22 protein-coding genes are annotated in these 25,585 nt (G+C 40.4%); 10 read left to right on the top strand and 12 right to left on the bottom strand.

What is annotated here, in order from left to right:
* Window positions 1-29: 29 nt before the first annotated feature.
* From B3297_RS06190 to B3297_RS06150, 9 genes are all read right to left on the bottom strand, one after another.
* On the bottom strand, window positions 30-1,466 hold the full coding sequence (locus B3297_RS06190) for a phosphatase PAP2 family protein (protein ID WP_286709456.1): 1,437 nt from the start codon (window positions 1,464-1,466) through the stop codon (window positions 30-32).
* Window positions 1,448-2,203 (bottom strand): SDR family NAD(P)-dependent oxidoreductase, encoded by a 756-nt coding sequence (locus tag B3297_RS06185; protein ID WP_286778581.1) that lies wholly within the window; start codon window positions 2,201-2,203, stop codon window positions 1,448-1,450. The genes B3297_RS06190 and B3297_RS06185 overlap by 19 nt, the downstream gene beginning before the upstream one ends.
* 4 nt (window positions 2,204-2,207) lie before the next feature.
* On the bottom strand, window positions 2,208-3,239 hold the full coding sequence (locus B3297_RS06180) for a patatin-like phospholipase family protein (RefSeq protein WP_286767398.1): 1,032 nt from the start codon (window positions 3,237-3,239) through the stop codon (window positions 2,208-2,210).
* A gap of 50 nt (window positions 3,240-3,289) precedes the next feature.
* Complete coding sequence (locus tag B3297_RS06175) at window positions 3,290-4,120, bottom strand: phosphatidate cytidylyltransferase (RefSeq protein WP_070561599.1); 831 nt, start codon at window positions 4,118-4,120, stop codon at window positions 3,290-3,292.
* Window positions 4,113-4,697, bottom strand: coding sequence for a CDP-alcohol phosphatidyltransferase family protein (locus B3297_RS06170; RefSeq protein ID WP_286778580.1), 585 nt, complete (start codon window positions 4,695-4,697; stop codon window positions 4,113-4,115). Before B3297_RS06170 ends, B3297_RS06175 begins: the two co-directional genes overlap by 8 nt.
* A gap of 178 nt (window positions 4,698-4,875) precedes the next feature.
* Window positions 4,876-6,360, bottom strand: a complete 1,485-nt coding sequence (locus B3297_RS06165; RefSeq protein WP_201303456.1) for a TPM domain-containing protein — start codon at window positions 6,358-6,360, stop codon at window positions 4,876-4,878.
* Between the two features lie 288 nt (window positions 6,361-6,648).
* Window positions 6,649-7,971 carry a gluconate:H+ symporter gene (locus tag B3297_RS06160; protein ID WP_070561604.1) on the bottom strand — a complete coding sequence of 441 codons (1,323 nt, stop codon included), beginning with the start codon at window positions 7,969-7,971 and terminating at the stop codon, window positions 6,649-6,651.
* Window positions 7,972-7,987: 16 nt separating this feature from the next.
* Window positions 7,988-9,499: a gluconokinase gene (locus B3297_RS06155; RefSeq protein WP_286778579.1), complete on the bottom strand. Its 1,512-nt coding sequence runs from the start codon at window positions 9,497-9,499 to the stop codon at window positions 7,988-7,990.
* Between the two features lie 399 nt (window positions 9,500-9,898).
* Window positions 9,899-11,530: an ABC-F family ATP-binding cassette domain-containing protein gene (locus B3297_RS06150; protein ID WP_046674822.1), complete on the bottom strand. Its 1,632-nt coding sequence runs from the start codon at window positions 11,528-11,530 to the stop codon at window positions 9,899-9,901.
* 84 nt (window positions 11,531-11,614) lie between these two features.
* On the opposite strand from B3297_RS06150, the gene trmD reads away from it, so the two are divergent.
* The 6 genes from trmD (at window position 11,615) to dusB (ending at window position 16,781) form a co-directional block, all read left to right on the top strand.
* The gene (trmD, locus tag B3297_RS06145; protein WP_070561607.1) at window positions 11,615-12,292 is read left to right on the top strand and encodes a tRNA (guanosine(37)-N1)-methyltransferase TrmD; all 678 of its coding nucleotides are present in this window, start codon (window positions 11,615-11,617) and stop codon (window positions 12,290-12,292) included.
* A gap of 258 nt (window positions 12,293-12,550) precedes the next feature.
* Window positions 12,551-13,954, top strand: a complete 1,404-nt coding sequence (locus tag B3297_RS06140) for an anthranilate synthase component I family protein (protein WP_070561608.1) — start codon at window positions 12,551-12,553, stop codon at window positions 13,952-13,954.
* Window positions 13,951-14,244: a chorismate mutase gene (locus B3297_RS06135; RefSeq protein ID WP_070561610.1), complete on the top strand. Its 294-nt coding sequence runs from the start codon at window positions 13,951-13,953 to the stop codon at window positions 14,242-14,244. Before B3297_RS06140 ends, B3297_RS06135 begins: the two co-directional genes overlap by 4 nt.
* Window positions 14,231-14,806, top strand: a complete 576-nt coding sequence (locus B3297_RS06130) for an anthranilate synthase component II (RefSeq protein ID WP_112373957.1) — start codon at window positions 14,231-14,233, stop codon at window positions 14,804-14,806. Before B3297_RS06135 ends, B3297_RS06130 begins: the two co-directional genes overlap by 14 nt.
* Before the next feature lie 11 nt (window positions 14,807-14,817).
* Window positions 14,818-15,600 (top strand): indole-3-glycerol phosphate synthase TrpC, encoded by a 783-nt coding sequence (gene trpC / locus B3297_RS06125; protein WP_112373958.1) that lies wholly within the window; start codon window positions 14,818-14,820, stop codon window positions 15,598-15,600.
* A gap of 185 nt (window positions 15,601-15,785) precedes the next feature.
* Window positions 15,786-16,781: a tRNA dihydrouridine synthase DusB gene (dusB, locus tag B3297_RS06120; protein WP_070561616.1), complete on the top strand. Its 996-nt coding sequence runs from the start codon at window positions 15,786-15,788 to the stop codon at window positions 16,779-16,781.
* Between the two features lie 67 nt (window positions 16,782-16,848).
* Here dusB and B3297_RS06115 read toward each other — a convergent pair whose 3' ends face one another.
* The 3 genes from B3297_RS06115 to B3297_RS06105 all read right to left on the bottom strand — a co-directional run bounded on the left by B3297_RS06115 (window position 16,849) and on the right by B3297_RS06105 (window position 19,938).
* Window positions 16,849-18,318: a lipopolysaccharide biosynthesis protein gene (locus tag B3297_RS06115; RefSeq protein ID WP_286754847.1), complete on the bottom strand. Its 1,470-nt coding sequence runs from the start codon at window positions 18,316-18,318 to the stop codon at window positions 16,849-16,851.
* A gap of 44 nt (window positions 18,319-18,362) precedes the next feature.
* Window positions 18,363-18,644, bottom strand: a complete 282-nt coding sequence (locus B3297_RS06110; RefSeq protein WP_070561618.1) for an acylphosphatase — start codon at window positions 18,642-18,644, stop codon at window positions 18,363-18,365.
* Between the two features lie 118 nt (window positions 18,645-18,762).
* Window positions 18,763-19,938: an amidohydrolase family protein gene (locus B3297_RS06105; protein WP_070561620.1), complete on the bottom strand. Its 1,176-nt coding sequence runs from the start codon at window positions 19,936-19,938 to the stop codon at window positions 18,763-18,765.
* 408 nt (window positions 19,939-20,346) lie between these two features.
* On the opposite strand from B3297_RS06105, the gene B3297_RS06100 reads away from it, so the two are divergent.
* From B3297_RS06100 to ggt, 4 genes are all read left to right on the top strand, one after another.
* Window positions 20,347-22,782: a TonB-dependent receptor gene (locus B3297_RS06100; protein WP_286778578.1), complete on the top strand. Its 2,436-nt coding sequence runs from the start codon at window positions 20,347-20,349 to the stop codon at window positions 22,780-22,782.
* Window positions 22,783-22,991: 209 nt separating this feature from the next.
* A complete protein-coding gene (dtd, locus tag B3297_RS06095; RefSeq protein WP_070561625.1) occupies window positions 22,992-23,450 on the top strand; it encodes a D-aminoacyl-tRNA deacylase in 459 nt (152 codons plus the stop codon).
* 18 nt (window positions 23,451-23,468) lie between these two features.
* The gene (locus B3297_RS06090; RefSeq protein WP_070561627.1) at window positions 23,469-23,795 is read left to right on the top strand and encodes a nucleotide pyrophosphohydrolase; all 327 of its coding nucleotides are present in this window, start codon (window positions 23,469-23,471) and stop codon (window positions 23,793-23,795) included.
* Window positions 23,796-23,855: 60 nt separating this feature from the next.
* Complete coding sequence (gene ggt, locus B3297_RS06085; RefSeq protein WP_070561629.1) at window positions 23,856-25,556, top strand: gamma-glutamyltransferase; 1,701 nt, start codon at window positions 23,856-23,858, stop codon at window positions 25,554-25,556.
* Window positions 25,557-25,585 lie beyond the last annotated feature (29 nt).

Genomic DNA, 25,585 nt, shown 5'->3' with positions numbered 1-25,585 from the left:
TTCATAACAAAGATCATGCAAAGGACCGTCTAGCTATTTCTCTCGACCAGCACCTCCATCAACTCAAGTGCATGTCTATGCAATACAAAATGCTTATTATGAGATTTAACCCGATCTATAGCATCCGTTAAATCTAAAGATAATATTTTTTGTGACAATAGAACAGCAAAAATCATACTCCTGCTGTAACCCATTGTACAATGTATAATCATATTTTCACCTCGCTTCAATTGTTGATAACTGATTACGAGCGCTGCCAATATCCTTTCGGCATCCGACAATTTAATTGCTGCTATATCCAACAATGGAAACGAATGATAGTTTTTCTCTAAATGTAGAATAGGTATTTCTTCCAATTCAGCAGCCAGATCAAAAACAACCAGATGCTTATTCAGACCAAGCACACGGAGATCTCCTGCAGTCATCCTCGGCCCCACATAACAACCTGGTAAAATTTCAAATAAAGGCGGATTATTGCTGCGTCTGACAAAACGCCACAGTAACCAATATATGCATTGATATGGACAATAAAACCATTTTTTAAATCTAGGTATCCAACCTTTTTCATTTTTTAAAAACCTTGGATTATTGATAACATAATTCCTTCCTACCGCAATGCAGACCAGGGATGGCCAACACAGAAGATATAATCCAAAAGCATGAGCTCCGCCCCACAATGCCAGTAACAATAAACTCCAGCCAATGGCATAGTAAACGTTACCAATTCTTTGGTTTCTACGACAAATCTCCGTTTCGAGGTCTAATTTCGTCTTTTCGTATAAATTTGCCTTTTCGGTACCAGCCAAAAAGGGAAAATTCCCAGCCTTTAACATAGATAATGCACTGTCATGAAGCAGTCCCGATGGAGATGGGAATAGAACGAATCCCATATGAACCAAAATCAATGCGGTCAGCACATCCACCAGATGGTGCTGATAAACGGTGAGTGTAGCAATGCCCATGAGTAGTAGCCAAATTCCCACTACCCAGCGTTTCCAGCCTTTTAGCTGCTTACCGAGCACCGACCAAAACAGACATGCATAGGCCACATGCAACGAAGGTGCTTGATTAAATGGGGAATCGTACTTCCCTAAAAAGGCGAAGAAAAATTCAAAAACTGAATGCTCAACGCTAGGCCTATCAAAAGAAAATCGCAAGGGAAAAATAAAAAAACAACAAATAGAGAAGATGGTAATGAAACTGAAACGCTTCGTATAGACCCAAAGCTCTTCTCGACTTCGACAACAGAAAGGAACCACAGCGAAGAACAAACCACTGCTCATGTAGGGGATAATCATCCAAGAAACGAACGGCATAAAGTGTTCAAAAGGAAACACAAACGAAGATACAGTAGTCTGATTTGCAGCATGGACCGCAGCAGCAGAATAAGTCACCTGGAAAAATAGCGCACAATAAAGGAAAACAGCAAATTGCAGTCCCCCATTTTTCAGTCGTTTTTCATCCATTTGGCCTTCCTCGACATAATTTTATTCAATACGATATTTGGAAGTAGTCCCAGCGATGCCATTAACCACTTCATACGCTTCGGAAACACTACTTGCTTCTTCTTCTGTTCGATAGCTGCCATTATACGCTGTGCCGCATCGCCTACGGGGATTAAAAATGGCTTTTTAGACAAATCTTGCTTATTGAGCGCTCTCAGTTTATCCGTATCAACATAGCCCGGGGCGATAACAGTAACCGCAATTCCATACGGCTGGAGTGCCCTCCGATATGCATCAGCCACTTGGATTGCAGCACGCTTGGTCTTACTATATAGGCTTGAATTGGGAAAATGAAGCGTTCCCGATACCGATGCGACGATTGCAATCTGTCCTTCCGACTGACCCTGCATAACCATTCTTGCCGCTTCGAAACAATTTATCGTACCCATCATATTCACCTGTAGCATGGCAACCGCCTCCTGATAACTTATCTGTTGAGCAACGTCATCTGCGTAACTCCCGGTACAATTGATAAAGAGGTCCAAAGATGAATGTGCACAAAATGTGCTGACCGCATCCTGCAGACTGTTTGATTGACATACGTCTACTTCAAAACTTTTAAGGCTATGCGTCCAGGAATATGCTGACATTTTCGGCAGATCACGTCCACATACCGCTACCTCTGCTCCTTGATCAAGATAACGCTTGGCCAAAGCAAGGCCTATTCCACTTGTACCACCGGCAATAAATACTTTCATCCAATTACTTCTTAAACGAATTTAAAGTCACCTGATAACCATAACTCCATTGCGCTTCCATCGCTTCAGCAAATTCTTCCAGATCTCTCGGGAAAGAAAGCGTAACTTCAAATTTACGCCAATCAATTCCTTTTTTACAGTATTTCCCAGCTAATTGTTTCGCGGCATCCTGTGTATCTATCCAATGTGCATACGGAAAATGTTGTTCCAAATCTGCTAACCGTTTATTTCCACTAAAGCCCAATACTGCCCGTACCAACGCTTCTTCTTGTGGTTTGTAAGGTTGTTTTCGCTCACATATAATGTTTTCAGCAAGCACATTTGCTAGCTCCATTGGAACGAGATCAATTGCTCCACCAGCGTAATGAGTATTATTGGAACATACAGGTTCAATATAAAACATATCGGACATTGAAATACGGGCCGCCTGTAGCACAGAAAATTCAGCGCTCAAACGAACTTCTTCAGCCACTGCACTGTGCACATAATTCTCATCCGCAATGCCTATTGCCTCAACAGGCACATTGGCCAATACATCCTTAGTTCCCATCAGCATTTTTTGATAGAGTTTCCGATCTCCACGCCGCTGCCCTACTTCAGACGGGCTGAACAGCATTTTAGCGCCGACCACCAGTGCCGGTATTGCTGCCGAGAATGGTCTATCCAAGGTAGGCAATAGTAAGGAAAGATCCTGTTCCATATCTACGAGATAGCGACTAAAGACATCCTCGATAAAGGGCGCCCGTTTTTTGTTCAGCTGTTTTTTCAAAACATACACGCCCAGCTTCCCCAAACGACGCTGTTCAGTGAGCCGATGATGCAAGAAAAATCGATAAAGTTCTTCAGATTGTAGATAGCACTTGCGGGCTTCATGTGTAGCAAAGGCCTGTATAACAGCGACTGCCATTGAACCTCCGCAGCTCGCTATAAGCAGATCTGGTTTTAAGCCCAGCTCATCTAACGCAGCGTACATGCCCAGATATAGACTGAACCGCGTTCCACCCCCTGAAAATAAAACAGCACGTTGATAAGCCATCACATTGAAATTTTAATTAACCTTCTCTCTACTACATTCATCCAATCCTATTAGATTCCCAACAACAGGATAATCAAAGCATAAAACAGTGGTGCATTGAAGATCAGACTATCGATACGGTCCAATAAGCCACCATGCCCGGGAATCAATGATCCAGTATCTTTCACTCCTGCCTTTCTTTTCAGATAGGAAAAAAGAACATCTCCCCAGAATCCCAAAATACCGAAGAACAAACCGAACAACGAAAAGTATAGAAAATTCTGAAAAGGCAGTAGGAAATACCCCAATAAATTACTCAGTATAATTGTTAAGCCGATACCGCCCACACATCCAGCAATTGTCTTATTTGGGCTAATACGCGGAACGATTTTACGTTTGCCGAAAAACTTGCCCATCAGGTATTGAAAGACGTCATTCAGCTCCGTTAGCACAACAATGTAACCAATTAATTTTAATCCCACCATTACGTTGTTATCCATTTTTATGGATCGGATAAAAGCTAAATGGCTAAAGGCAAGCAAACAAGCTACTGCTCCAAAAAACAGTCCAAATACGGCTCCCTTCTTAACCTTTAAACCATAGTTGAAAAATAAAGCAGTCCCCAAACACATGAAGCTGGCCAACACTAAATATTCTTGATAGGAACAAAAGTAAAGGAGCAACGCTTGCAACATTGCCATGGAAAGAAATACGAATGGATTCGCCTTCCATTCAGGGATAAACATACGCGCAAACTCGCACATCCCTTGAAAGGTTATCCAGGCAACAAACAAAGGTGATAATGTTGGTGGGACGAAGGCAACCGCCAGCACCAAGACAATGTATCCCCAACTTCTAACGCGAACAGGAACATCTGCGAATTTGCCATTGGCATCAGCCATGCGCCAAAGCCTTTCTCAATCGAGTTACCGAACTCAAAAGTAAGAGTAAGCACAAAACGCCAAAAATATAGCCCGAAATAGCAACGATAGAAATATGCAATAATGCTAAAATTCCATATACGCCCAACAGCAAAGCACGATCACTTTTGCCCATCGGCCCATCGTAACGACGATCATTGGCAATTACCTTCCCTATCAATCCACAAAATTCATTCACAACACTCAAGACAATAAAAGCGACGATTGGATACACGCTTTCCGGATGAAACTTCAACAAAGGAAAAAATAGCACGACATCCGAAACAATATCTCCGACTTCGTTCAAAACCTCTCCGGTCTTGCTGGTCTGATTAAAAAGCCTCGCCATCATACCATCTAAGGCATTCAAGGCCATGCGTATTAACAATCCGATTGGCAGGACCAAAAAGAAAATCGGGAAACGATCAGCATACCAAAAAAACAAAGCAATGATCAACGAGAATACGATCGATCCAATTGTAATTTGATTGGCCGTTATCTTCCTGTGATGCAAAAAATTCAAGATCGGCATCAGCAACTGCTGAAATTTTGGTTTCAATTTATAAACAGAAATCATATAGCGTTAGCTGTAACTTATTTTTTATTTTTTTTAAAAAAAGTTTGCATAGTGTAATAAATACACTATATTTGTGTCATCATAATTTAGGTTTATAATTGGTTATTTAAGGTTTTCATTCTCCCCGTTTGGAAACCTTTTTTTTGCCCTAAATTACGGATTACCATCTTCCGCCTGCACCACCGCCACCAGAAGATCCGCCACCAAAACTACCACCACCGCCACTACTACTCGATCCTCCGCCAGAGCTACTCGATGTTGAGCGCACTTTAACTGGAGTTGAATGTTCACCATGGGATACCCGATGGCCACAGTTCTTGCATAAGTCAAAGCGTTCTTCCAATCCCTGCGAACTATACGTTGCTGCACGTATCGTCTTGGTACGCCCGGTCTCAAAAGTTCTGTAATGACATGCAGGACAATCACTGAACCCAACATTTTCATCCCAGGGAACCAGCTTTGTTTCATTGGTCGTCTGATCTATCCATATTTCGTACGAACGGCTACCGATTTTTTCCTCCAAAAGCTGCCCCTTATCCAGGTATGCACTTTCTCGGGTAGACACATCATCCTTATTCATGCGCAACCAACGTCCAGATTGATCTGGAGGGGCCAATCGAAGTTGATTCTTCCGAATGCGTTTATTTAATCCAATGAGATCAAATAGCGCCAATGGACTAAGCAATAGCGGAATTAAGCCCCAAACACGAAATTTGCGCAAAGCTTTTTGTATATTTTCTTCGTCCTGATAAGAATTGACAATCTGCGTACGACTTGCATTATACTTCATCGCCAAGGTAATACTACCAAAAACACCAATAAAATAAGGTAAATTTTTCCACTGATAGACCTCCTCAAAATTATTGAGGGCAAATGCACAGATAAACACCGAGATAAACATTACTATCCCCATACAGCCGCATCCGCTGACTAAAGGCGGGAAATATTTACTTTTTTTGGTCAACTTCCCTTTGATCGCTCGGGTCACCTCACCCAACCAGATATAACAGATTGCAAACAAACCTAAAACCAACAGTGAATTTCGCAGGATTGGACTTTTAAAGCTCCAGACAGGTGTTGCCTCTGGCATTAAGCGTTCCAGCTCGGCTTTACTATCCGGTGAGGTGAGAATGGTCTTTATAAATTCTGAAGCCTCCATAACACCCCGGTCGTAATCCTCATTCCTAAAATTAGGTACGAGATATTTTTCGCCAATGCGCTTTAAATAAGCGTCGGGCAAAATACTTTCCATACCATACCCAGTGATAAAACGGTATTCATGGCGGTCTTTAGCAATAAACAACAAAAGCCCATTGTTACTTTCCTTCTTACCGATCCCCCAGGCATTGAATAATTTTAAAGCAAATTCGAAATCACTGTCGCCAACGTAATCGTTCACAACAACGATGGCAAATTCACTTTTTGTAGTAGCCTCAATCTGCGTTGATAAACCATCTAATTCCGCCACTGTACCCGAAGATAGAATCCCATCGGGATTGGACACAAAATAATCCTGCCCCTTTATTTTTGGACTGGGCAAATTGTCTACTGTATAAGCAATTGATTGTCCAAAAGACGGTAACCCAGATAGGCAGCTTACCAACAGGATTGAGCAAAGTATATAAAATCGGTGTAATCTCCACATAATTTTAGAACAACAAAAATTTGGTTCATTGTCACGATATTAAGAAAAAAAAATCAAACAAAGGTTTCCGTCAAAAAAAAGCCCATAATCAACCGATTATTGGCCTGTATAATTCAATATTCGTTTGAGCTATTACTATACATCCTTACGATTACTTCATATCATCACTTTGTTGAGCTACCGTGACAGTACACGATCGTGTTTATGTTGTTTATAAAAAAGCAATGCTTAGAAAGCCAAGAGTATTAACTAAAGATGTATGACAATAGGAAACTTTCCCATTCGCTGTCAATGACCAAGCCAATGTAAAATCAAGACGCCAATCAATCCAACAACAGAAACGAGCGTTTCCATCACCGTCCATGAGCGAAACGTATCCTTCATGCTCACTCCAAAATAAGATTTAAACATCCAAAACCCAGGATCGTTGACGTGTGAGAACATAAGACTACCCGCTCCCGTCGCTAGCACCATTAATTCAGGAGTAACCTTTCCTGCCTGCACAATGGGAAGCATAATGCCCGCTGCCGTGAGCCCAGCAACACTAGCCGAACCGATAACTAGGCGAATGATACCGGCTATTAACCATGCAAGTACAAGAGGCGACAAGCTCAGGTCTGCGGTTATGTCAGCGATGTAGTTCGCTACACCACTGTCTACCAAAATTTGCTTAAAGGCGCCTGATGCCGCAATGATAAAAAGGATCATCATTATCCCGCGGATTGCTTCCTCCACACTTTCTGATTGCTCCCGCAAACTTTTACCTTGGCGGATACCCATTGTGTACATCGCCATTAGCGATGCAATCATTAAAGCCACAACCGGGTCACCCAAGAAACGTAGTGCCTTCAGCCAAGAGGAGCCTTCTGGAAATATTAGATGTGAAAATGAACCAAAAGCAATTAAAATTATTGGAAAAAGCCCCGTAAATATGCTAATTGCAAATCCGGGAAGCTCTTTCCTATCCGCTTGATTGTGTTCAGGAAAAAACTCGGTCGGTGGGTTGGTCGGAATATGCTTAAGCATCCTTCCAAAGAGCGGTCCACCGATAATGATGGCAGGAATTGCCACAATAATCCCATAGACCATTGTTAAACCGATATCCGCTTTGTAGGTAAGCGCTATGGCCGTAGCTCCCGGATGTGGTGGCAAATAACCATGTGTCACGGACAGCGCTGCCAGCAACGGAATGGCTATGTAAAGCAAAGGCATTTTATTGGAAACACATACCATGAAAACGAATGGTACTAAGACGATAAAACCGACATTGTAAAATAAGGGAATTCCTACTAAAAAGCCCGTGAGAACCATTGCCCAAGGTAAGTTCTTTTTACCAAATACAGCCGTTAGTACCGTTGTAATCTTTTCTGCAGCACCACCCTCCGCCATCAATTTTCCCAGTAAAGACCCGAAAGCCAACAATAGTGCCAACTGGCCCATAGTGGTACTCACTCCGTTTTCAACAGATTTAAGGATGTCGACGGCACTCATATTCATAGCAAAACCGACCGCAACAGAGGTTATCAGTAATGAAAAGATCGTGTTTAACCTGACGACGGTAACTAAAAGAAGTAGTAAAGCTACTCCCAAAATAACGATGATTAGAGGCATAATAATTTATATTTAGTTAAAACTCACCTTCCAATATATGGTACAGGCGTTCAAATTTCCGGAAGTTTTTAATATATACAGCGTGATTCTCCGCACTCGGTTTATAATAATGCTCGGTCTCTTGCGCTCCTTCCGCTTGTTTGTTTTTTATAGTAGGCTCACATCCCTGAATACCCAAGGCTTCCAAGCCTATCAATGCTGCTCCCCATGCAGAGCTTTCTACTGTATTTTTGGTGAATACAGGTTTATTGAAAATGTCTGCAAGCATCTGCACGAACAACGATGACCGCGCCAAGCCGCCGCTTGCAAAGATCGTATGAATGGGACCGGTGTTCTCCTCTAACGCGATTCCTACACTGTAAATTGCAAACAACATCCCTTCCATCATGGCACGTGCAAAGTGCGCCCTGCCATGATGCAACTGTATTCCAAAATAAACACCTTTAGCATTGGAATTCCAATGTGGTGCCCGTTCACCAGTTAAATAGGGCAAGAATATCAAGCCCTCTGCCCCCGGAACGACGGAGCCGATCAAAGCATCTAACGACGCCGAAAGATCTCCATCTGCTTCCATTTGGGTATATTCGTTCAAAAAGTTGTCTCGAAACCAGTTTCGTAATACACCGCCATTATTAACCGCACCACCAATTATATATTCATTTGATCTCAGTAGGTAGGTAAATAGTCTTTGTTTTTTTTCTTGATTTGCCTGCGAGCTTGCTACGCGAATAGCTCCACTGGTACCTACAGTTACCGAAGCCACTCCAGGACGTATAGCTCCTACTCCGAGATTAGCCAAACAACCATCGCTACCACCTATAACAAAAGGGGTATCTTCAGGGATATGCATCATGGCCGCAATTTCTCGGCTAGGCATATTTAAAATATAATTGACCGGAACTGGAGATGCTAGCTGTTCTTCCGATATGCCCGCCAAGCTTAACGCCTGATCAGACCATCTTAGGTGATGTATGTCGAAAAGCCCTGTTGCAGATGCAATGGAATGATCGACCACATACACGCCAAAGAGCCGGTAAAAAAGAAATTCTTTGATACCGATAAACTTGTACGATTGAGCAAATAATTTTTGATCATTGGCCCCTATCCACATTAATTTGCAAAGCAAAGACATGGGATGTATTGGTGTGCCCGTCTGCTGATAAAGCAACCTGCCCGCCTCACTTGCCTCCAAGGCAACCGCAATATGCTCACTTCTGCGATCTGCCCATATAATGCAATTGCTAAGTGGCTGTCCTGCCGAGTCAACAGCGATCAGTCCGTGCATAGCACTGCTCACCGAAATACATACAGGTTTCGGTATCTCCCCACTAGATTGCCTTAAGCTAATCATGACATGCATAATAGAATCAATACATGCGCCATAAACAATCTCCGGATCTTGCTCATACCACCCTTCCAACGGGTTTATTATAGGATAAGGTATACTATGCTGGGATAAGATGTTACCCGCGTGGTCAAATGCAACAGCTTTCGCAGATGATGTCCCAATGTCTAATCCAATGATCATAAATAAAATTGATGTTTAGGAAAGTTCAATATACGGAATATCTGTTAGCTTACAACAAAAGGCTCAATACCAGCAAAGTAATTGGAGCGAGAAAATCGCCGCATACCGATCTGCTGATAATTGTCTTTCGTAGTATCAACATAAATGGTAAATTTCAACTTAGAAAAATGGTATTAAACGATGAGTATAGACAAAAAGAATAACTACGATTTTGGAATAGTTGGACTCGGCGTAATGGTATTGATCGGGAAGGTGTCTTTCACACACTTTGGGATTAAGGAAAAAAAGCTTGAAGGCTCGATTAATATTCTTTTAAAACATAAAAAGCGGCTTTTATATCAAAAAGCCGCTTTTTATAACTGAGCCCCTATCGGGTTTTACACGACGTTTATCTAGATGCTAACGTTCAATATCTTTCAAGCTACTCATCTTCTTGTATTCCAAGAAACCTTTAATATCTTCAAAATGCTCCCGTACACGTTTATTTCCGAATTCAAAGACTTTCTCTGCCAAACCATCCAAAAAGTCACGGTCGTGCGAAACAAGGATCAATGTACCATCGAAATCTTTTAAAGCATCTTTGATAATGTCCTTTGTCTTCATATCCAAATGGTTTGTGGGCTCATCAAGAATCAATACATTGACCGGTTCCAACAACAATTTTATCATCGCCAAACGCGTTCTCTCCCCTCCAGATAATACTTTCACCTTTTTAGTTGTATCATCGCCGCTAAACATGAAAGCCCCCAAAAGATCTTTCATTTTAACACGTACATCGCCTACTGCGATTTGATCAATGGTATCAAAAACAGTCATTTCACCATCAAGTAAGGCTGCCTGATTCTGTGCGAAATAGCCAATTTTTGCATTGTGGCCAACTTTTAACGTACCTTCGAAATCGATCTCACCCATAATTGCTTTGATCATGGTAGATTTACCCTCACCGTTCTTTCCGACAAAAGCAACCTTTTCACCACGTTCGATAACCATATTTGCTTTTTGAAACACAACATGTTCATCATAAGCTTTGGTTAGATCCTCAACAATAACAGGATATTGACCCGAACGCGGAGATGGTGGGAACTTAAGACGCAATGCGGAAGTATCCACTTCGTCAATCTCGATGATTTCCAATTTCTCCAACATCTTTACACGTGATTGTACCTGCAATGTTTTAGAATAGGTTCCTCTGAAACGATCAATAAACTCCTGATTGTCCGCAATAAAGCGTTGTTGCTCTTCATATGCTTTTAGCTGATGCTGGCGACGCTCCTGACGTAATTCCAGGTAATGACTATACTTGGCACGATAATCATAAATCCGTCCCATCGTCACCTCAATGGTCCTATTGGTGATATTGTCGACAAATGCCCTATCGTGCGAAATAACGATAACTGCTTTAGCCGAATTGACCAAGAAATCTTCCAGCCATTGAATACTCTCGATATCCATGTGGTTGGTTGGCTCATCCAATAAAATCAAATCCGGCTTCTTCAATAATATTTTAGCTAATTCGATACGCATCCGCCAACCACCCGAAAACTCAGAAGTCTGTCTTGTAAAATCAGAACGCTCAAAACCGAGTCCCTTCAAGACCTTTTCAACTTCTGCATCATAATTAACTTCCTCAATTGAATAGAACTTTTCGCTTAATTCGGATACACGTTCGATCAATTGCATATAATCATCAGACTCATAGTCTGTACGGATATTTAATTGCTCATTCAGGTTTTCCAACTCATCACGCATACCATAGACTTCTTCGAAAGCCTTTGACGTTTCCTCAAAAACAGTCACGTTATCCTCTGTTAGCAAATGTTGCGGTAAATAGGCTATAATGGCATCTTTCGGACCAGCAACATTACCTGTAGTAGGTTTACCCACTCCAGCGATAATTTTCAATAAAGTCGATTTACCGGCGCCATTTTTACCCATCAATGCGATCTTATCATTCTCATTGATGGAGAAGGATACATCTGAAAAAAGAGTTGTTCCCCCAAAGGAAACAGAAATATTATTTACGTCAATCACTGTATATACACTTAATTTTGGCACAAAGATAAGCGAATCAATCTTATAAATAGACAATGGTGCATTTTTGTGTATCTTTGCCCCATGCGTTTTGATATTATTACGGTCTTACCTGACCTCTTGGAAAGTCCATTTGCACACTCTATTTTGCAACGAGCAAAGAACAAAGGCTTGGCTGAAATATATGTCCATAATTTAAGAGACTATTCAACAAATAAACACAAAAGTGTCGATGATTATCCGTACGGGGGCGGATCGGGCATGGTCCTTCAAATAGAACCCTTTGCCAAGTGTATTGAGGAATTGCAGTCTGAACGGGAATACGATGAGATCATTTACATGACTCCCGATGGTGAAACATTCAATCAGGATATTGCGAACGGATTATCGACAAAAGGAAATATGATGATTCTCTGTGGGCATTACAAGGGAATAGATCAACGTATCCGTGATATTTATGTAACAAAGGAGATATCTGTAGGTGATTATGTATTGTCTGGAGGTGAACTTCCAGCGGCGATTGTTACAGATGCTGTGATCCGTCTGATTCCCGGAGTTTTGTCGGATGAAACATCCGCGCTTTCAGATTCTTTTCAGGATGGATTACTTGATGCACCTATCTATACACGCCCTGCAGACTGGAAAGGCCACAAAGTGCCTGATATTCTCCTTAGTGGTCATGAGGCAAAAATCGCTGCATGGAAAGATGAACAACAGTTAAAAAGAACACAAGAAAGACGTCCTGATTTATTAAATGATTAAGAAATAAGGTGAATTTTTGTTTTTTTGTCACAAAAAGTTTGCTTATTTATTTTTTTTTATAAATTTGTGTAATAATGACACGAAGATATACAAATACAAATTGGTGGTGGCCTGAAGCAATAAGCATCGGGAACTAATTGGTATTGTCATAATATTTCATAATCAACCAAAACCATTTATGGAAATTCCAACCCCGATGCTGACCAGTATCGGGGTTTTTTTATACATAATTTACAAAAAGAAGATAAGACACAAAAAATGAAGTATACATTCAAAACACAAACCAGAAAGTTGCTTGCGGATACAACTACCCCCGTGAGCATCTATCTTCGTCTAAGAGATATCTTTCCAAACTCCTTGTTACTGGAAAGCTCCGACTACCATAGTCGCGACAACAACATAAGTTATATCTGTTGTCAACCAATAGCTGGAATCCAGCTCGATGAGGAAGAGCTGACGCTCACTTATCCGGGTAGAGAACGTATCGCAAAAAGTGCACACGAAATCGAATTACGTCAAGAAGTTTCCGATTTTAGAAATTCGTTCGAAGATCATACAATTGCTGAACTTAACTTGATCTCCAATGGCCTATTTGGTTACTTCACCTTCGATTGTATTGAACACTTTGAGGACATCAAACTCACAACAACGGTAGATCCAGCACGGAAAATACCGTTTATGCAATATCATGTTTACAAATATGTCATTGCCATCGACCACTTCCGTAATCAACTCTATATTTTTGAACATCTGCTGGACGACGAAGAATCAGAACTTGAAAGAATGCAGTTCCTTATTCAGAACAAAAACTTCCCTGAATATACCTTCAAACTAGCTGGTGAGGAAAGCTCCAATCGTACCGATGAAGAACACCGTCAGCTGGTCAAGAAGATGAAAGAGCATATCCAACGTGGCGATGTATTCCAGATTGTTCCATCCAGAGGCTTTAAGACACCATTCTCTGGTGATGAATTCAATGTCTATCGTGCACTCCGCTCCATCAACCCATCACCTTATCTTTTCTATTTTGACTACGGTGACTTTAAACTTTTCGGATCTTCGCCTGAGGCTCAACTGCGTATTCACGGAAAACAAGCGACGATTTTCCCTATTGCAGGAACATTTAAACGGACAGGCAACATGGAAGAAGATCAAAAAATAGCCACCAAACTCAAAGAAGATCCAAAAGAGACTTCAGAACATGTTATGCTCGTAGATCTTGCCCGCAATGACTTAAGTAGACATTGTACCCAAGTTAAAGTTGAGTCCTACATGGAACCACAATATTACTCCCATATTATCCACTTGGTCTCTAAAGTAACGGGCACATTAAAAGATAATATCAATCCATTTGACATCGTAGGCGATACGTATCCAGCGGGTACACTTTCAGGTGCTCCAAAACATATGGCGTTGACACTGATTGATCGTTACGAAGGATTACAACGCTCATTTTATTCTGGTGCAATTGGATTCATGGGTTTTAACGGCGACTTTAATCATGCCATTATGATTCGTTCCTTCCTAAGTAAACAAAACACCCTACACTATCAGGCCGGCGGTGGTATTGTACTAGATTCAGATCCTGAAATGGAGCTACAAGAAGTAAATAACAAAATTGCTGCTCTACGAAAAGCATTACAATTAGCAGAAACATTATGATCAGACCATTGGAATACTGTGTCAACAAGCAACATATCCATGATTCGGTAGACACTATTGACAACCGCATCGTTGAGCTATTGGCATTACGAAAAACCTATATCGGTAAAGGTAAGGCCTTCAAGGATGAGCAAAACGAAGAGCAGCATATTATTCGGAACCTGGGCAGTAATTATGGAGTGCTGGCAAAAAGATTTAATTTGCCAACCGAATTTATTCAATCTATATTTCAGGAAATTGAAAATTATATTAATCAAGATTTTATAGTAAAAGGTTATGAGCAACAATAAAATAGTCGTTATAGACAACTACGATTCGTTCACTTACAACTTGGTCCATTTGTTACAGGAATTAGATCAAGAGTATGTTGTATGGAGAAATGATAAATTCAAACTGGAAGATATTGATGCTTTCGATAAAATACTTCTTTCGCCCGGACCAGGCATTCCGGAAGAAGCTGGATTATTGCTTGATGTTATCCGTACCTACGCTCCACATAAAAGTATATTGGGCATTTGTTTGGGCCAACAGGCGATCGCAGAGGTTTTTGGTGGTACGCTATTCAATATGGAAAAACCTTTGCATGGCGTAGCAACAAATATTACCGTTGTTGATGAGTCAGAAAAATTGTTTCGCGACTTCCCAAAAGATTCCAAAATAGGACGCTATCATTCTTGGGCCGTAAACAAAGACACCTTACCGGCTAGCCTCAAGGTAACGGCGATCGACGAGAATGGCATCATTATGGCCTTAACCCATACTGAATACGATGTAAGGGGAATGCAGTTCCACCCAGAGTCGGTATTGACCACAAATGGTAAGAAAATAATTGAAAACTGGTTGGGAATCTAACATCTAGAAAAATGACTATACTTGATAAAATCATTGAACGAAAAAAAATAGAAGTAGAACAAGCAAAAGCTTTAGTTCCTTTGGAGGAATTATTAAACTATCCCTATTTCAATGTGGCTTGTCTATCGTTGAGAGAATCTATTCTTGATCCTGAAAAAACAGGAATTATAGCTGAATACAAAAGAGCATCGCCATCAAAAGGAGACATCAATAGCACTTCAGCAGTGGAAGATGTTGTAAAGGCATACGAGGAGGCAGGTGCTTCAGCGGTGTCTGTTCTGACGGATGGGGAATTTTTCAAAGGCAATTTAGAAGATCTATCGAAAGCACGTAAGGCTATTAGCATTCCTATCTTAAGAAAAGAATTCATCGTCGATAAGTATCAGATCGCCGAAGCAAAAGCGTATGGCGCAGACATCATTCTTTTAATTGCAGCATGTCTGAAAAAGGAGGAAGTTCAGGAATTTGCAGCCTATGCACATCAATTGGGTTTAAATGTCTTACTTGAGGTGCATAACGAACAGGAACTGTTGGATAATCTTTTTGATGACATTGACGCAATCGGTGTTAATAATAGAAATCTGAAAGATTTTTCAGTCGACATTCAGCATTCCTATGATCTCCTAGACAAAATACCAACAGAATATATTAAAGTATCTGAGAGCGGCATAGCTGATCCTTCGACAATTAAAGCCTTAAAAAAAGCTGGATTCCAAGGTTTTCTAATTGGTGAAAATTTCATGAAGACAGCCGATCCTGGACAAGCCATCAAAGACTTTGTAAAAGAAATATAGGGAAATCGAACCCTGACAGCAGGACGGCTATCCTCTCCTTTAATTATCGATTTGGCGGGCTTAGCGATTTGAACAGTCAACGTTCGACAGGGTCTGAAGAGATCAAAAATAGGCTTTAAACTCGTGACAGTGAGTTAACTTTATACTAATGCCAAATTTTGTACCTTTGTAAAAAATTATCGAAGATGTCGGTCAAGATTGGTGAAAATATTGATTTGGGTAAATTCCCTTTGTTATTAGCTCCGATGGAGGATGTAAGTGATCCTCCGTTTCGCTATGTGTGCAAACAGAATGGTGTTGATTTAATGTATACTGAATTTATTTCTTCGGAAGGGTTAATTCGGGATGCTGCAAAGTCAATTCAAAAATTGGATATTTTTGAGTATGAACGTCCTATTGGCATTCAGATCTTCGGTGGAGATATTGAAAGTATGCGTCAATCTGCTGAAATCTGCACAAAAGCAGGACCTAATTTAATCGACATCAATTACGGCTGCCCAGTTAAAAAAGTAGTCTGTAAAGGAGCTGGTTCATCCCTGCTACAGGACATCGATAAAATGGTTGCAATGACAAAAGCTGTCGTTGAGGCTACGGATTTACCCGTAACGGTGAAAACACGTCTTGGTTGGGATGACAACACAAAAAATGTATACGAAGTTGCTGAAAGACTACAAGATGTGGGGATCAAAGCACTGGCTATTCATGGACGTACGCGCGCACAATTGTATAAGGGTCAGGCGGACTGGTCCATGATTCGGGATATCAAACGTAATCCGCGTATCAAAATCCCAATTTTTGGCAATGGCGATGTAGACTCTGTCGAAAAAGCTGCGGCATGGCGCCAGGAGTTTGAAGTGGATGGCATTATGATTGGCCGTGCAGCAATCGGATACCCTTGGATCTTTAGAGAAATCAAACATTTTTTCAATACTGGCGAACGTTTAGAAGGACCTACCATTGCTGAACGTGTCGAGGTTTGCCGAACACATCTCAACAAATCCATCGAATGGAAAGGTGACAAATTGGGTATTTTTGAAATGCGTAGGCATTATGCGAATTACTTCAAAGGAATCCCCAACTTTAAAGAACACCGCATGAAATTAGTCAGCTTACAAAGCCAGGCAGAGATTCTTGAGGTACTTTATGAAATTGAACACAATTTCTCCGCAGAAATGGTATAATACTGAAGTCTACAATTTATAAAGAAAAAGGTCGTGCTAAGTTAACATTAGCACGACCTTTTTTCTTTTAAGCATCTTTCTTGATAAATCGCTTGAGCTGATTTCGTTCCATCAAAAATACACCTCCCAGGTAAGCGATTAAAAGTCCATTACCAATAAAAACATTATGATGAAATACAAAGTAAGAAAGGTAGGAGAAACATATTCCCGCAAATATATACATCAGGATCTTTCCCAATTTATAAGGTATAGGGTAATGTTTTTGCCCCCATACATAAGATAGCACAACCATAGCAAAGTAGGCTAAAAACGTGACTATTGATGCTCCCACATAGCTGTATCTCGGAATCAGATAATAATTTGCCACGATGGTTATTCCTGCGCCTACCAATGAAATATACAAAGCGTACCGCGTTTGATCAGAAAGCTTATACCATACCGAAAGATTCATATAAATCCCCAGCAGCACATAATTGAACAGCAACAAAGGAACAATGAAAAGTCCAGACCAATATAAGTCACGTGTTTCCACATTTCCTTTAATAAAATACTTCAGCCAGTCAATATTCGCTGTAATCCCCAACATAACTAACATCATGGCAATGACGAAATATTCCATAATTAACGCATAGGTCTTTTTCGCATTTGCATTTTTTGCATAAGAAAAGAAAAATGGCTCTGCCCCCAATCGAAAAGCCTGAACAAAAATACTCAGAAACATCGCCAATTTTCCAACGGCTCCATAGATCCCCAAATCGCGATCACCAATATCCTTAGGCAGGTAGATTGGCAATACAATTTTATCTAAATTTTCGTTGATGATATAAGAAATATTGGCTATTAAAATCGGAAAGCTATAGGATAGCATCTTTAAGATTAGCTGCTTTTCGGGTTTAAAATAAAAACCTCTCATTTCAGGCAGAAGAAATAGAAAGGTCGCTGCACTTGCCACAATATTGGAAATAAATACATAACCTATCCATTCATTTCTGTACCAACCGGAACACCAAGAGCCCAATGCACCTCCATCTTTTATCAAATAGGGAACCAGAGCAATAAAGAATAGGTTAAGAACAACCATAATACCGATATTGGCCAATTTAATAGCACCAAATCGGATAGGTCTTCCCTCCGATCTCAATTTCGCAAAAGGAACAATAGCTAAAGCATCCAATGCCAATATGAGGGCAAAATACTTCACATAGCTCTCGTAATCGGCATTGTAAGTTCCCTTATTCAACCAACCACCAATAGTGCCAGCAAAGACAATGGCCGTTATAAAAAATAATGTTGCCAGAGTGGCAATGACGATAAAACTATTATTGAAAACCTGCTTCTTATCCTTTTCTTCGACTTTTTGGAGAAACCTAAAAAAAGTAGTTTCCATACCAAATGCCAAAACGGCATTGATCATGGACGCCCAGGCGTACATATTGGTAAATATTCCGTAGGACGCAGGTGGATATTTGAGGACATAGAGTGGCGTCATAACGAAATACAGCATACGTGCTATAATCGTACTCAGGCCATAAATCATGGTCTGTCCAGCGAATTTTTTAAGTACTGACAAGGTGAAAAGACTTAAGATTGAACTCTTTTAACTACTTCAAAATTGGAAAAGCCCTTCATTTCGCCTTCCTTTACTTCAACACTTTCAACAATTGCACCCTCGGGCCCTTCTTGGCAGAACTCCAACAGTGAATCTAGTGCAAACTCGTCGCCCTCGCCCTCAATATAGACAGAACCATCTTTTAAATTGACAACAAAGCCCCTAACACCAACTTGATCTGCAACCGCCTTGGTTGTCAATCTAAAAAAGACTCCCTGTACTTTACCTCTTATTGAAATATTCAAATGTTTCATCTGTAACTTATTTTTTCTTCCATCGGTCAGATGGAACTTACCATGACTATAGTTCCGTTATTATAGTCATGGACGGTTCAATAAGAGCAAAAGTACAGAAGTTTTGGGGAATTAAATACTACGCTAAACGTTTTACCTTAACATCTTCATGTAGGCGCATGTGTTCCATACCTTGCAACAATACAATCCCAGGCTTTTTACCCACTTCAAGTGAGCCAAATTCATCCTCAATGTTCAACGCGATCGCACCATTAATCGTAGCCCATTGAATAGTCTGCAAGAAATCGAGATCCTCAAAGTGCGCATGCAATACCTTTAGTTCCTCCAAAATGGATAATGTATCATTTGAAGCTAAACTGTCCGTTCCGATTACTAAACGCTGTCCGGCATTCATAAAATTCTGAACCTTTGGTAATGTTCCTTCAATATAAAGGTTGGCTTTTGGACAAAGACACCACATCACATCACGATCCATGCGCTCTACAAAATCCAGATCTTTAAGAGAAGTATAGGTATTATGAACCAACAATAATTTATTGGGATATGGCAAATAAGGAAGATAGGACTGAATCGAATTTCTTGCCTGCGCCTTAATCGCATCGGCGTTTTTTCCTATACTTTTATAAAAGTCCAGGAACTCCCCCATTTTATAACGAAACAGTTTATTCTCCTCTTCACTTTCTTGATTGTGGATACTGATAATATTTGTTTCCGGAACCATCTTCTTGAATTTTTTGAAAAGTACTTTCGAACAAGAATATGGCGCGTGTGGCGTAATGGATACATGCCCATTCCTAAACTCTTGAGTCAACGATTTAGCCTCTTTTAACTTAAAGTCAGCTTCGTCAGGTTCAATTCCGAGCACCTCCACAAACGTATGATATAAGATCTGAGAATCTTCCTTCAGTTTCGAGGAATTATCTGTGTTGGCATGATCTCCGACTGCAACAATACCATTTTCATACATCTCTCGATCGGCTTTTGCCATAGCGTCGTCTATTTTTTTCATCGACGCCGACCGCGTTGTCATCACCTTACTAAGAAAACTCGGAAGTCCCGTACCTTTAGGGACAATACCTTTCATATGCGACAATTCAATGTGGCAATGTGCATTGATAAAACCTGGAATTATCACTCCTTCATATCTCTCAACCTTCGTTTTGTCTGAAGGTGTAAATGAAGTTGGGTCATAGATACCTTGAATTACCCCCTCCTCATCTACCGAAACAATACCATCTTTTATTGGCATTGAAGTAATCGGCAGAATATAATTAGCGCTTAAATATTTTAACATTTTATCTCCTCACTATCAATTTAGTAACTAAAAATTTTTGACCTGTATGAATACATACCTCTAGTAGAAAAATTCATGCCAAGGTACCTAAAAAGAACAATAAATACCAAAAACAACAATTTGCACAAATTTTTAACCAAAAAGAAATAAAGCCGTAAATCCACTCTTTTGTATTTGTCATAAATTACTTCTTTATACTTCATTTCAATTTTAAATTTATATATTCGCAGCATCGAATAGGGGTGCCTTGTTTTGTCAGGAACACAAATAAAGGCTGAGATTATACCCAACAGATTAAATTCTGTACACCTGATCCAGATAATGCTGGCGTAGGGAGAGGTTAGTTAAATAGTGCGTTCATAGTAACCCCTTGCTATGATTTGTTTAACTCAAACAAAATACATTACCATGATCAAATTTTTGATTTGTAGCTCCTTAGCTACTATTTCAAGTCAAATTGCCATTGCGCAACAAAATCTGACAATTAAAGCTGTAGACAATACCAATCAGACTCCCTTACAGTACGTTTCCATATCCATCGATGGACAAGCATCCTTCGCTGGCCAATCGGACAAAAACGGACTGATTAAACTATATCGTATCAATACAGGTAAGCATCAGATTCAGGTATCTTCTCTTGGATATAAAACATGGAGCCGAAATGTGGATATTAAAGACAATTTGGAACTTACGGTAGCATTAGAACCTAGTACAATTCAAATGGAAGAGGTCCTTGTTCAATCTACCCGTGCCAAAAGAAATGCTCCTACAACCTTTAAAAACATCTCCAAAGAAGAAATAACACGTAACAATCTCGGTCAGGATATCCCATTTCTTTTAAATCAGACCCCGTCCGTGCAGGTAAATTCCGATGCCGGTGCGGGTATAGGTTATACAGGAATGACGATCAGGGGATCCGACAATCAACGAATCAACGTAACACTCAATGGAATCCCCTTAAATGATGCAGAGAGCATGGGTTCCTTTTTTGTAAACCTTCCCGACTTTGCCTCTTCTACCGAGAGCATCCAAGTTCAGCGTGGTATTGGGACCTCGACGAATGGCGCCGGATCATTTGGAGCCTCATTAAATATCCAGTCCAATACTCTAGTAGAAACCCCTTACGCAGAACTCAACAATTCATTTGGCTCTTATAATACTTGGAAAAATACGGTCAAAGTCGGTACCGGACTAATTGACGACAAATTTGCCTTCAATGCCAGATTATCTCGAATAAGTAGCGATGGTTACATCGAAAGAGGTAGTTCAGACTTACAATCTTTCTATGTGGACGGAGGGTATTATGGCAAGAAACATATTTTAAAAGGAATTGTATTCTGGGGAAAAGAAAAGACCTATCAAGCCTGGAATGGCGTTCCTGAACCATTGATTACAGGAGATCGGTCGCGCATGGATGATTATGCAGATAATGCACTCGAAATTTCCGGTGCCGAGAAGGATCGTTTCATGAACGCTGGCCGTAATTATAACCTATACACGTATAACAATCAAACAGATAATTATACGCAGAAACATCATCAACTTCATTATACCAATATACTGAACGACAAATTGACGCTCAATACAGCCTTACACTATACAAGAGGTTATGGTTACTATGAAGAAATGAGACCGGGAGATAAACTAAGTAAATACGGTTTGCCTAACGTCATTATTGGTAAGGACACCATTCAAAAAACAGATCTTGTCCGCAGGAGATGGCTGGATAATTATTTTTACGGAATGACTTATGCTCTGAATTACAGGCCGAACGATCAGCTTGAAATTACTTGGGGTGGAGCTTATAATCAATATAAAGGAAAACATTATGGCCAGGTGATTTGGGCACAATATGCATCAACAGGATTTCTTGACGACAAATATTATTTTGGGAAATCACAAAAAAATGATTTCAGCAATTTCTTAAAAATCGATTACAAACTAGACAAATGGATATTAATGGCCGATATTCAATATCGGAATGTAGATTACCACATGTATGGTGATGATGATAAGGTAAAAAATTATAATTATCATCCTAAGTTTAATTTCCTGAATCCTAAAGCCGGTGCAACTTATCTGCTAAATGACCATTCAAATGTATACGCTTCTTATGCCTTTGCACAAAAAGAACCTGTCCGAAAGGATTTTATAGAGAAAAATAGCGCCTTACCAGATCCTACCCCAGAGAAAATGCAGGACATTGAATTGGGCTATCGTTTTACAAATGAAAAATTCAACATCGGATTAAATGGATATGGCATGTTTTACAAGGATCAGTTGATCCCAACAGGTGAAATTAGTGATACAGGCTCTCCAATTCGACAAAATGTCAATGATAGCTATAGAATAGGTCTTGAATTCGATGGATCATGGAACATCAGCAAGCAGTTCAATTGGAAAGCAACAGCTAGTTTCAGCCACAATAAAATTAAGGACTTTGAAGAGGTCATCGGCGATACAAGGATATTTTATTCGAAAACAAACATTGCTTTATCACCGGGAACTATTTTGTCAAGTAATTTCTCTTATAGTCCAATAACATCACTTACATTTTCGCTTCTATCCAAATTTGTAGGAAGACAATACCTGGATAATTCTTCTGCAAAAGAGAGAAGCATTTCCGCTTATTTTGTCAACAATCTGTTAGCAAACTATAACTTTACAGCATTAGGTATCAAAAACATCAGTGCAACCTTACAGGTCAACAATATACTGAACGAGAAGTACGAGGCCAATGGCTACACCTTTGGCTGGATGGAAGGAGATACCCGGAAGTATTATAATTTCTATTTCCCACAAGCCCCAACGAATTTCTTACTGGGCTTGAATTTCAAATTCTAAACCACCCTTTATAAAAGCCTCCTGATTCCAAACGCATTAGTAGCTGGGAAGGCGGACTGAAGGTCGCTTCTGATCAAATCCTTTAGCATAATTAGCGTCCCTTTTTCCTTCGGGAGAAAGGGACGTTTCTATATATACCTTGGAGAAAACTGAATTTCCCATCGTGTTTGACAATCGGAATTTTTACCTTTGGTTTTATACTTTTCACTATGCGCGCAGTTATACAACGAGTTACCAAAGCTTCTTGTACGGTAGATAATCAGATAACAGGCCAGATCCAGAAGGGTCTAATGATTTTATTAGGAGTTGAAGAAGCAGATACAACGGAAGATCTGAAATGGTTAGGACAGAAGTTCATCAACTTACGCATCTTCGAGGATGAACAGGGTATGATGAATAAGTCGATACAAGATGTAGACGGAAATATCTTACTCATCTCACAATTCACGCTCTTTGCTCAAACAAAAAAAGGAAACAGGCCTTCCTTTATCAGAGCAGCAAAACCGGACAAAGCCAAACCAATGTATGAAGAGATGGCTTTACTGCTAAGTCAATTGCTCCAAAAAGAGGTTCAGCTTGGCATATTCGGAGCCGATATGAAAATCGACCTACTGAATGATGGTCCAGTTACCATCGTCATGGACACAAAAGATAAGGACAACTTTTAATTTTTAATTGAACACAAGATGACTATTAAAGAAGCACAAGAGATTATTGACAAATGGATCAATAGTACCGGAGTACGTTATTTCAACGAGTTGACAAACACCGCCATACTCATGGAAGAAGTCGGTGAAGTTGCCCGAATAATGGCTCGGCAATACGGAGAACAATCTTTCAAAAAGTCAGACAAAGAAGTTAATTTAGCAGATGAAATGGCCGATGTATTATTCGTTTTGATGTGCCTTGCCAATCAAACGGGAATTGATCTAACAGCGGCTTTGGAACAAAATCTTCAAAAGAAATCAATTCGGGATGCCGACCGCCATAAAAACAACGAAAAACTTAAATAACCAAGAGTAGTATTGTTTGTACACCTCTTTGAGATAATATTTAATTTTAAATCGCGTACGATGTATAAATTCATAACCTATTCGCTCATAGCAAGCATATGCTTTGCCTCTTGTGCGACAAGACAGCAGCTAAATACTAAGGTTGAGCAGGCCAGTACTTTTAATAAGGCTGCCGTTGTCACAGCACATCCTTTGGCTTCAGAAGTCGGGGTAAAGATTTTAAAACAAGGTGGGAATGCAATAGATGCTGCAGTTGCCGTACAATTTGCTCTTGCAGTTGTTTATCCCAATGCAGGAAATATTGGCGGCGGTGGCTTTATGCTCTACCGCGATCATCGGGGTAATTTAGATGCCTTAGATTTTCGTGAGAAGGCTCCCCTAAAAGCATCCCGGGATATGTATCTCGATGCCCAAGGCAATGTTATTCCGGAGTTGAGCCTTTATAGTCAATTGGCCTCTGGTATCCCTGGATCTGTTGCTGGTATGTGGGAAGCCCACAGAAAGTACGGCAAATTACAATGGAAAGATCTCGTACTCCCAGCAATACAGCTAGCCAGAACAGGGTTTAAAATCAGTCAACGACAAGCCAATGAGTTTGAAAGCCATAAAGAGCGTTTTGTCAAACTGAATCCCGCTGGTGCTGCAATTATCAAAACCACAGTTTGGCGAGCAGGTGATCTATTTATCCAGGAGGAACTTGCAAAAACACTGGAAAGAATCGCAATCGAAGGCCGAGACGGTTTCTATAAAGGTAAAACGGCCGATTTAATTGTTGCCGAAATGGACAAAGGGAAAGGCATTATTAATCATCAAGATCTACTGGATTATCAGGCACTTTGGCGTACCCCAATTTCCACAAATTATAGGGGCCACAAAGTTATTTCCATGCCACCACCTTCGAGTGGGGGAACATCTCTTTTAGCCCTGCTCAAATCAGTCGAACAGTTTCCACTTCAACGCTGGGGCTTCCAAACCGATTCAACCATTCGTGTTATGGTCGAAGCTGAACGCTATGTATATGCCAATCGGGCTAAATATTTAGGAGATCCTGATTTTATTAAGGTACCTGTCGAACAGCTTATTGACTCAAGCTCAAATGCGCATAAACTCCATTCAGTCAATTTCCATAAAGCGACATCAAGCAAAGATGTCAATGCAGATGTCATTCCGGGTTATGAAAGTGAACAAACGACGCATTTCAATATTGTAGACGAGCAAGGGAATGCAGTATCCATTACAACAACACTTAATGATTCTTATGGCTCAGGAGTATTTGTGGAGGGCGCAGGTTTTCTCCTAAATAATGAAATGGACGATTTCTCCGTAAAGACCGGTATCCCAAACATGTATGGGCTTACTGGGGAAAAAGCGAACGAGATTCAGCCCGGCAAAAGGATGCTCAGCTCCATGACACCCACTATTGTAGAAAAAGATGGCAAACTATTTATGGTTGTAGGAACCCCTGGAGGATCAACCATCATTACCTCTGTTTTTCAGACCATCCTCAATGTTATTGACTTCCGACAAAATGCCCAATCAGCTGTGAGCCTGCCAAGATTTCATCATCAATGGCTTCCTGATCGTATTGACGTTGAAAATAACGCAATCGATGTCAATCTACGTGATCGATTGACAAAAGATGGCTATACGATAAATCCGAGAGGGACAATCGGCCGCGTGGAGAATATACTTGTATTACCAAATGGTAAATTACAGACAGGAGCCGACCCGCGTGGAGACGATACGGCAAAAGGCTATTAAAGAACAAAAAGAAAGGCTCATTTGGAATT

It is taken from the genome of Sphingobacterium sp. UBA3519 (assembly GCF_002377215.1).
Taxonomy (GTDB): Bacteria; Bacteroidota; Bacteroidia; order Sphingobacteriales; family Sphingobacteriaceae; genus Sphingobacterium; species Sphingobacterium multivorum.
The sequence above is the reverse complement of the archived record's forward strand: the minus strand, read 5'-3'. Positions and strand labels throughout refer to the sequence as shown.

Coding starts and splice junctions, on each gene's coding strand:
- dusB (WP_070561616.1), top strand. CDS start 15,786: ATGTCGGTCAAGATTGGTGAAAATATTGATTTGGGTAAATTCCCTTTG.
- B3297_RS06155 (WP_286778579.1), bottom strand. CDS start 9,499: ATGATCATTGGATTAGACATTGGGACATCATCTGCGAAAGCTGTTGCA.
- B3297_RS06135 (WP_070561610.1), top strand. CDS start 13,951: ATGATCAGACCATTGGAATACTGTGTCAACAAGCAACATATCCATGAT.
- B3297_RS06180 (WP_286767398.1), bottom strand. CDS start 3,239: ATGGCTTATCAACGTGCTGTTTTATTTTCAGGGGGTGGAACGCGGTTC.
- trmD (WP_070561607.1), top strand. CDS start 11,615: ATGCGTTTTGATATTATTACGGTCTTACCTGACCTCTTGGAAAGTCCA.
- B3297_RS06115 (WP_286754847.1), bottom strand. CDS start 18,318: ATGATTTATGGCCTGAGTACGATTATAGCACGTATGCTGTATTTCGTT.
- ggt (WP_070561629.1), top strand. CDS start 23,856: ATGTATAAATTCATAACCTATTCGCTCATAGCAAGCATATGCTTTGCC.
- B3297_RS06165 (WP_201303456.1), bottom strand. CDS start 6,360: ATGTGGAGATTACACCGATTTTATATACTTTGCTCAATCCTGTTGGTA.
- B3297_RS06090 (WP_070561627.1), top strand. CDS start 23,469: ATGACTATTAAAGAAGCACAAGAGATTATTGACAAATGGATCAATAGT.
- B3297_RS06130 (WP_112373957.1), top strand. CDS start 14,231: ATGAGCAACAATAAAATAGTCGTTATAGACAACTACGATTCGTTCACT.
- B3297_RS06185 (WP_286778581.1), bottom strand. CDS start 2,203: ATGAAAGTATTTATTGCCGGTGGTACAAGTGGAATAGGCCTTGCTTTG.
- trpC (WP_112373958.1), top strand. CDS start 14,818: ATGACTATACTTGATAAAATCATTGAACGAAAAAAAATAGAAGTAGAA.
- B3297_RS06190 (WP_286709456.1), bottom strand. CDS start 1,466: ATGGATGAAAAACGACTGAAAAATGGGGGACTGCAATTTGCTGTTTTC.
- B3297_RS06100 (WP_286778578.1), top strand. CDS start 20,347: ATGATCAAATTTTTGATTTGTAGCTCCTTAGCTACTATTTCAAGTCAA.
- B3297_RS06140 (WP_070561608.1), top strand. CDS start 12,551: ATGAAGTATACATTCAAAACACAAACCAGAAAGTTGCTTGCGGATACA.
- B3297_RS06105 (WP_070561620.1), bottom strand. CDS start 19,938: ATGTTAAAATATTTAAGCGCTAATTATATTCTGCCGATTACTTCAATG.
- dtd (WP_070561625.1), top strand. CDS start 22,992: ATGCGCGCAGTTATACAACGAGTTACCAAAGCTTCTTGTACGGTAGAT.
- B3297_RS06160 (WP_070561604.1), bottom strand. CDS start 7,971: ATGCCTCTAATCATCGTTATTTTGGGAGTAGCTTTACTACTTCTTTTA.
- B3297_RS06110 (WP_070561618.1), bottom strand. CDS start 18,644: ATGAAACATTTGAATATTTCAATAAGAGGTAAAGTACAGGGAGTCTTT.
- B3297_RS06175 (WP_070561599.1), bottom strand. CDS start 4,120: ATGGCTGATGCCAATGGCAAATTCGCAGATGTTCCTGTTCGCGTTAGA.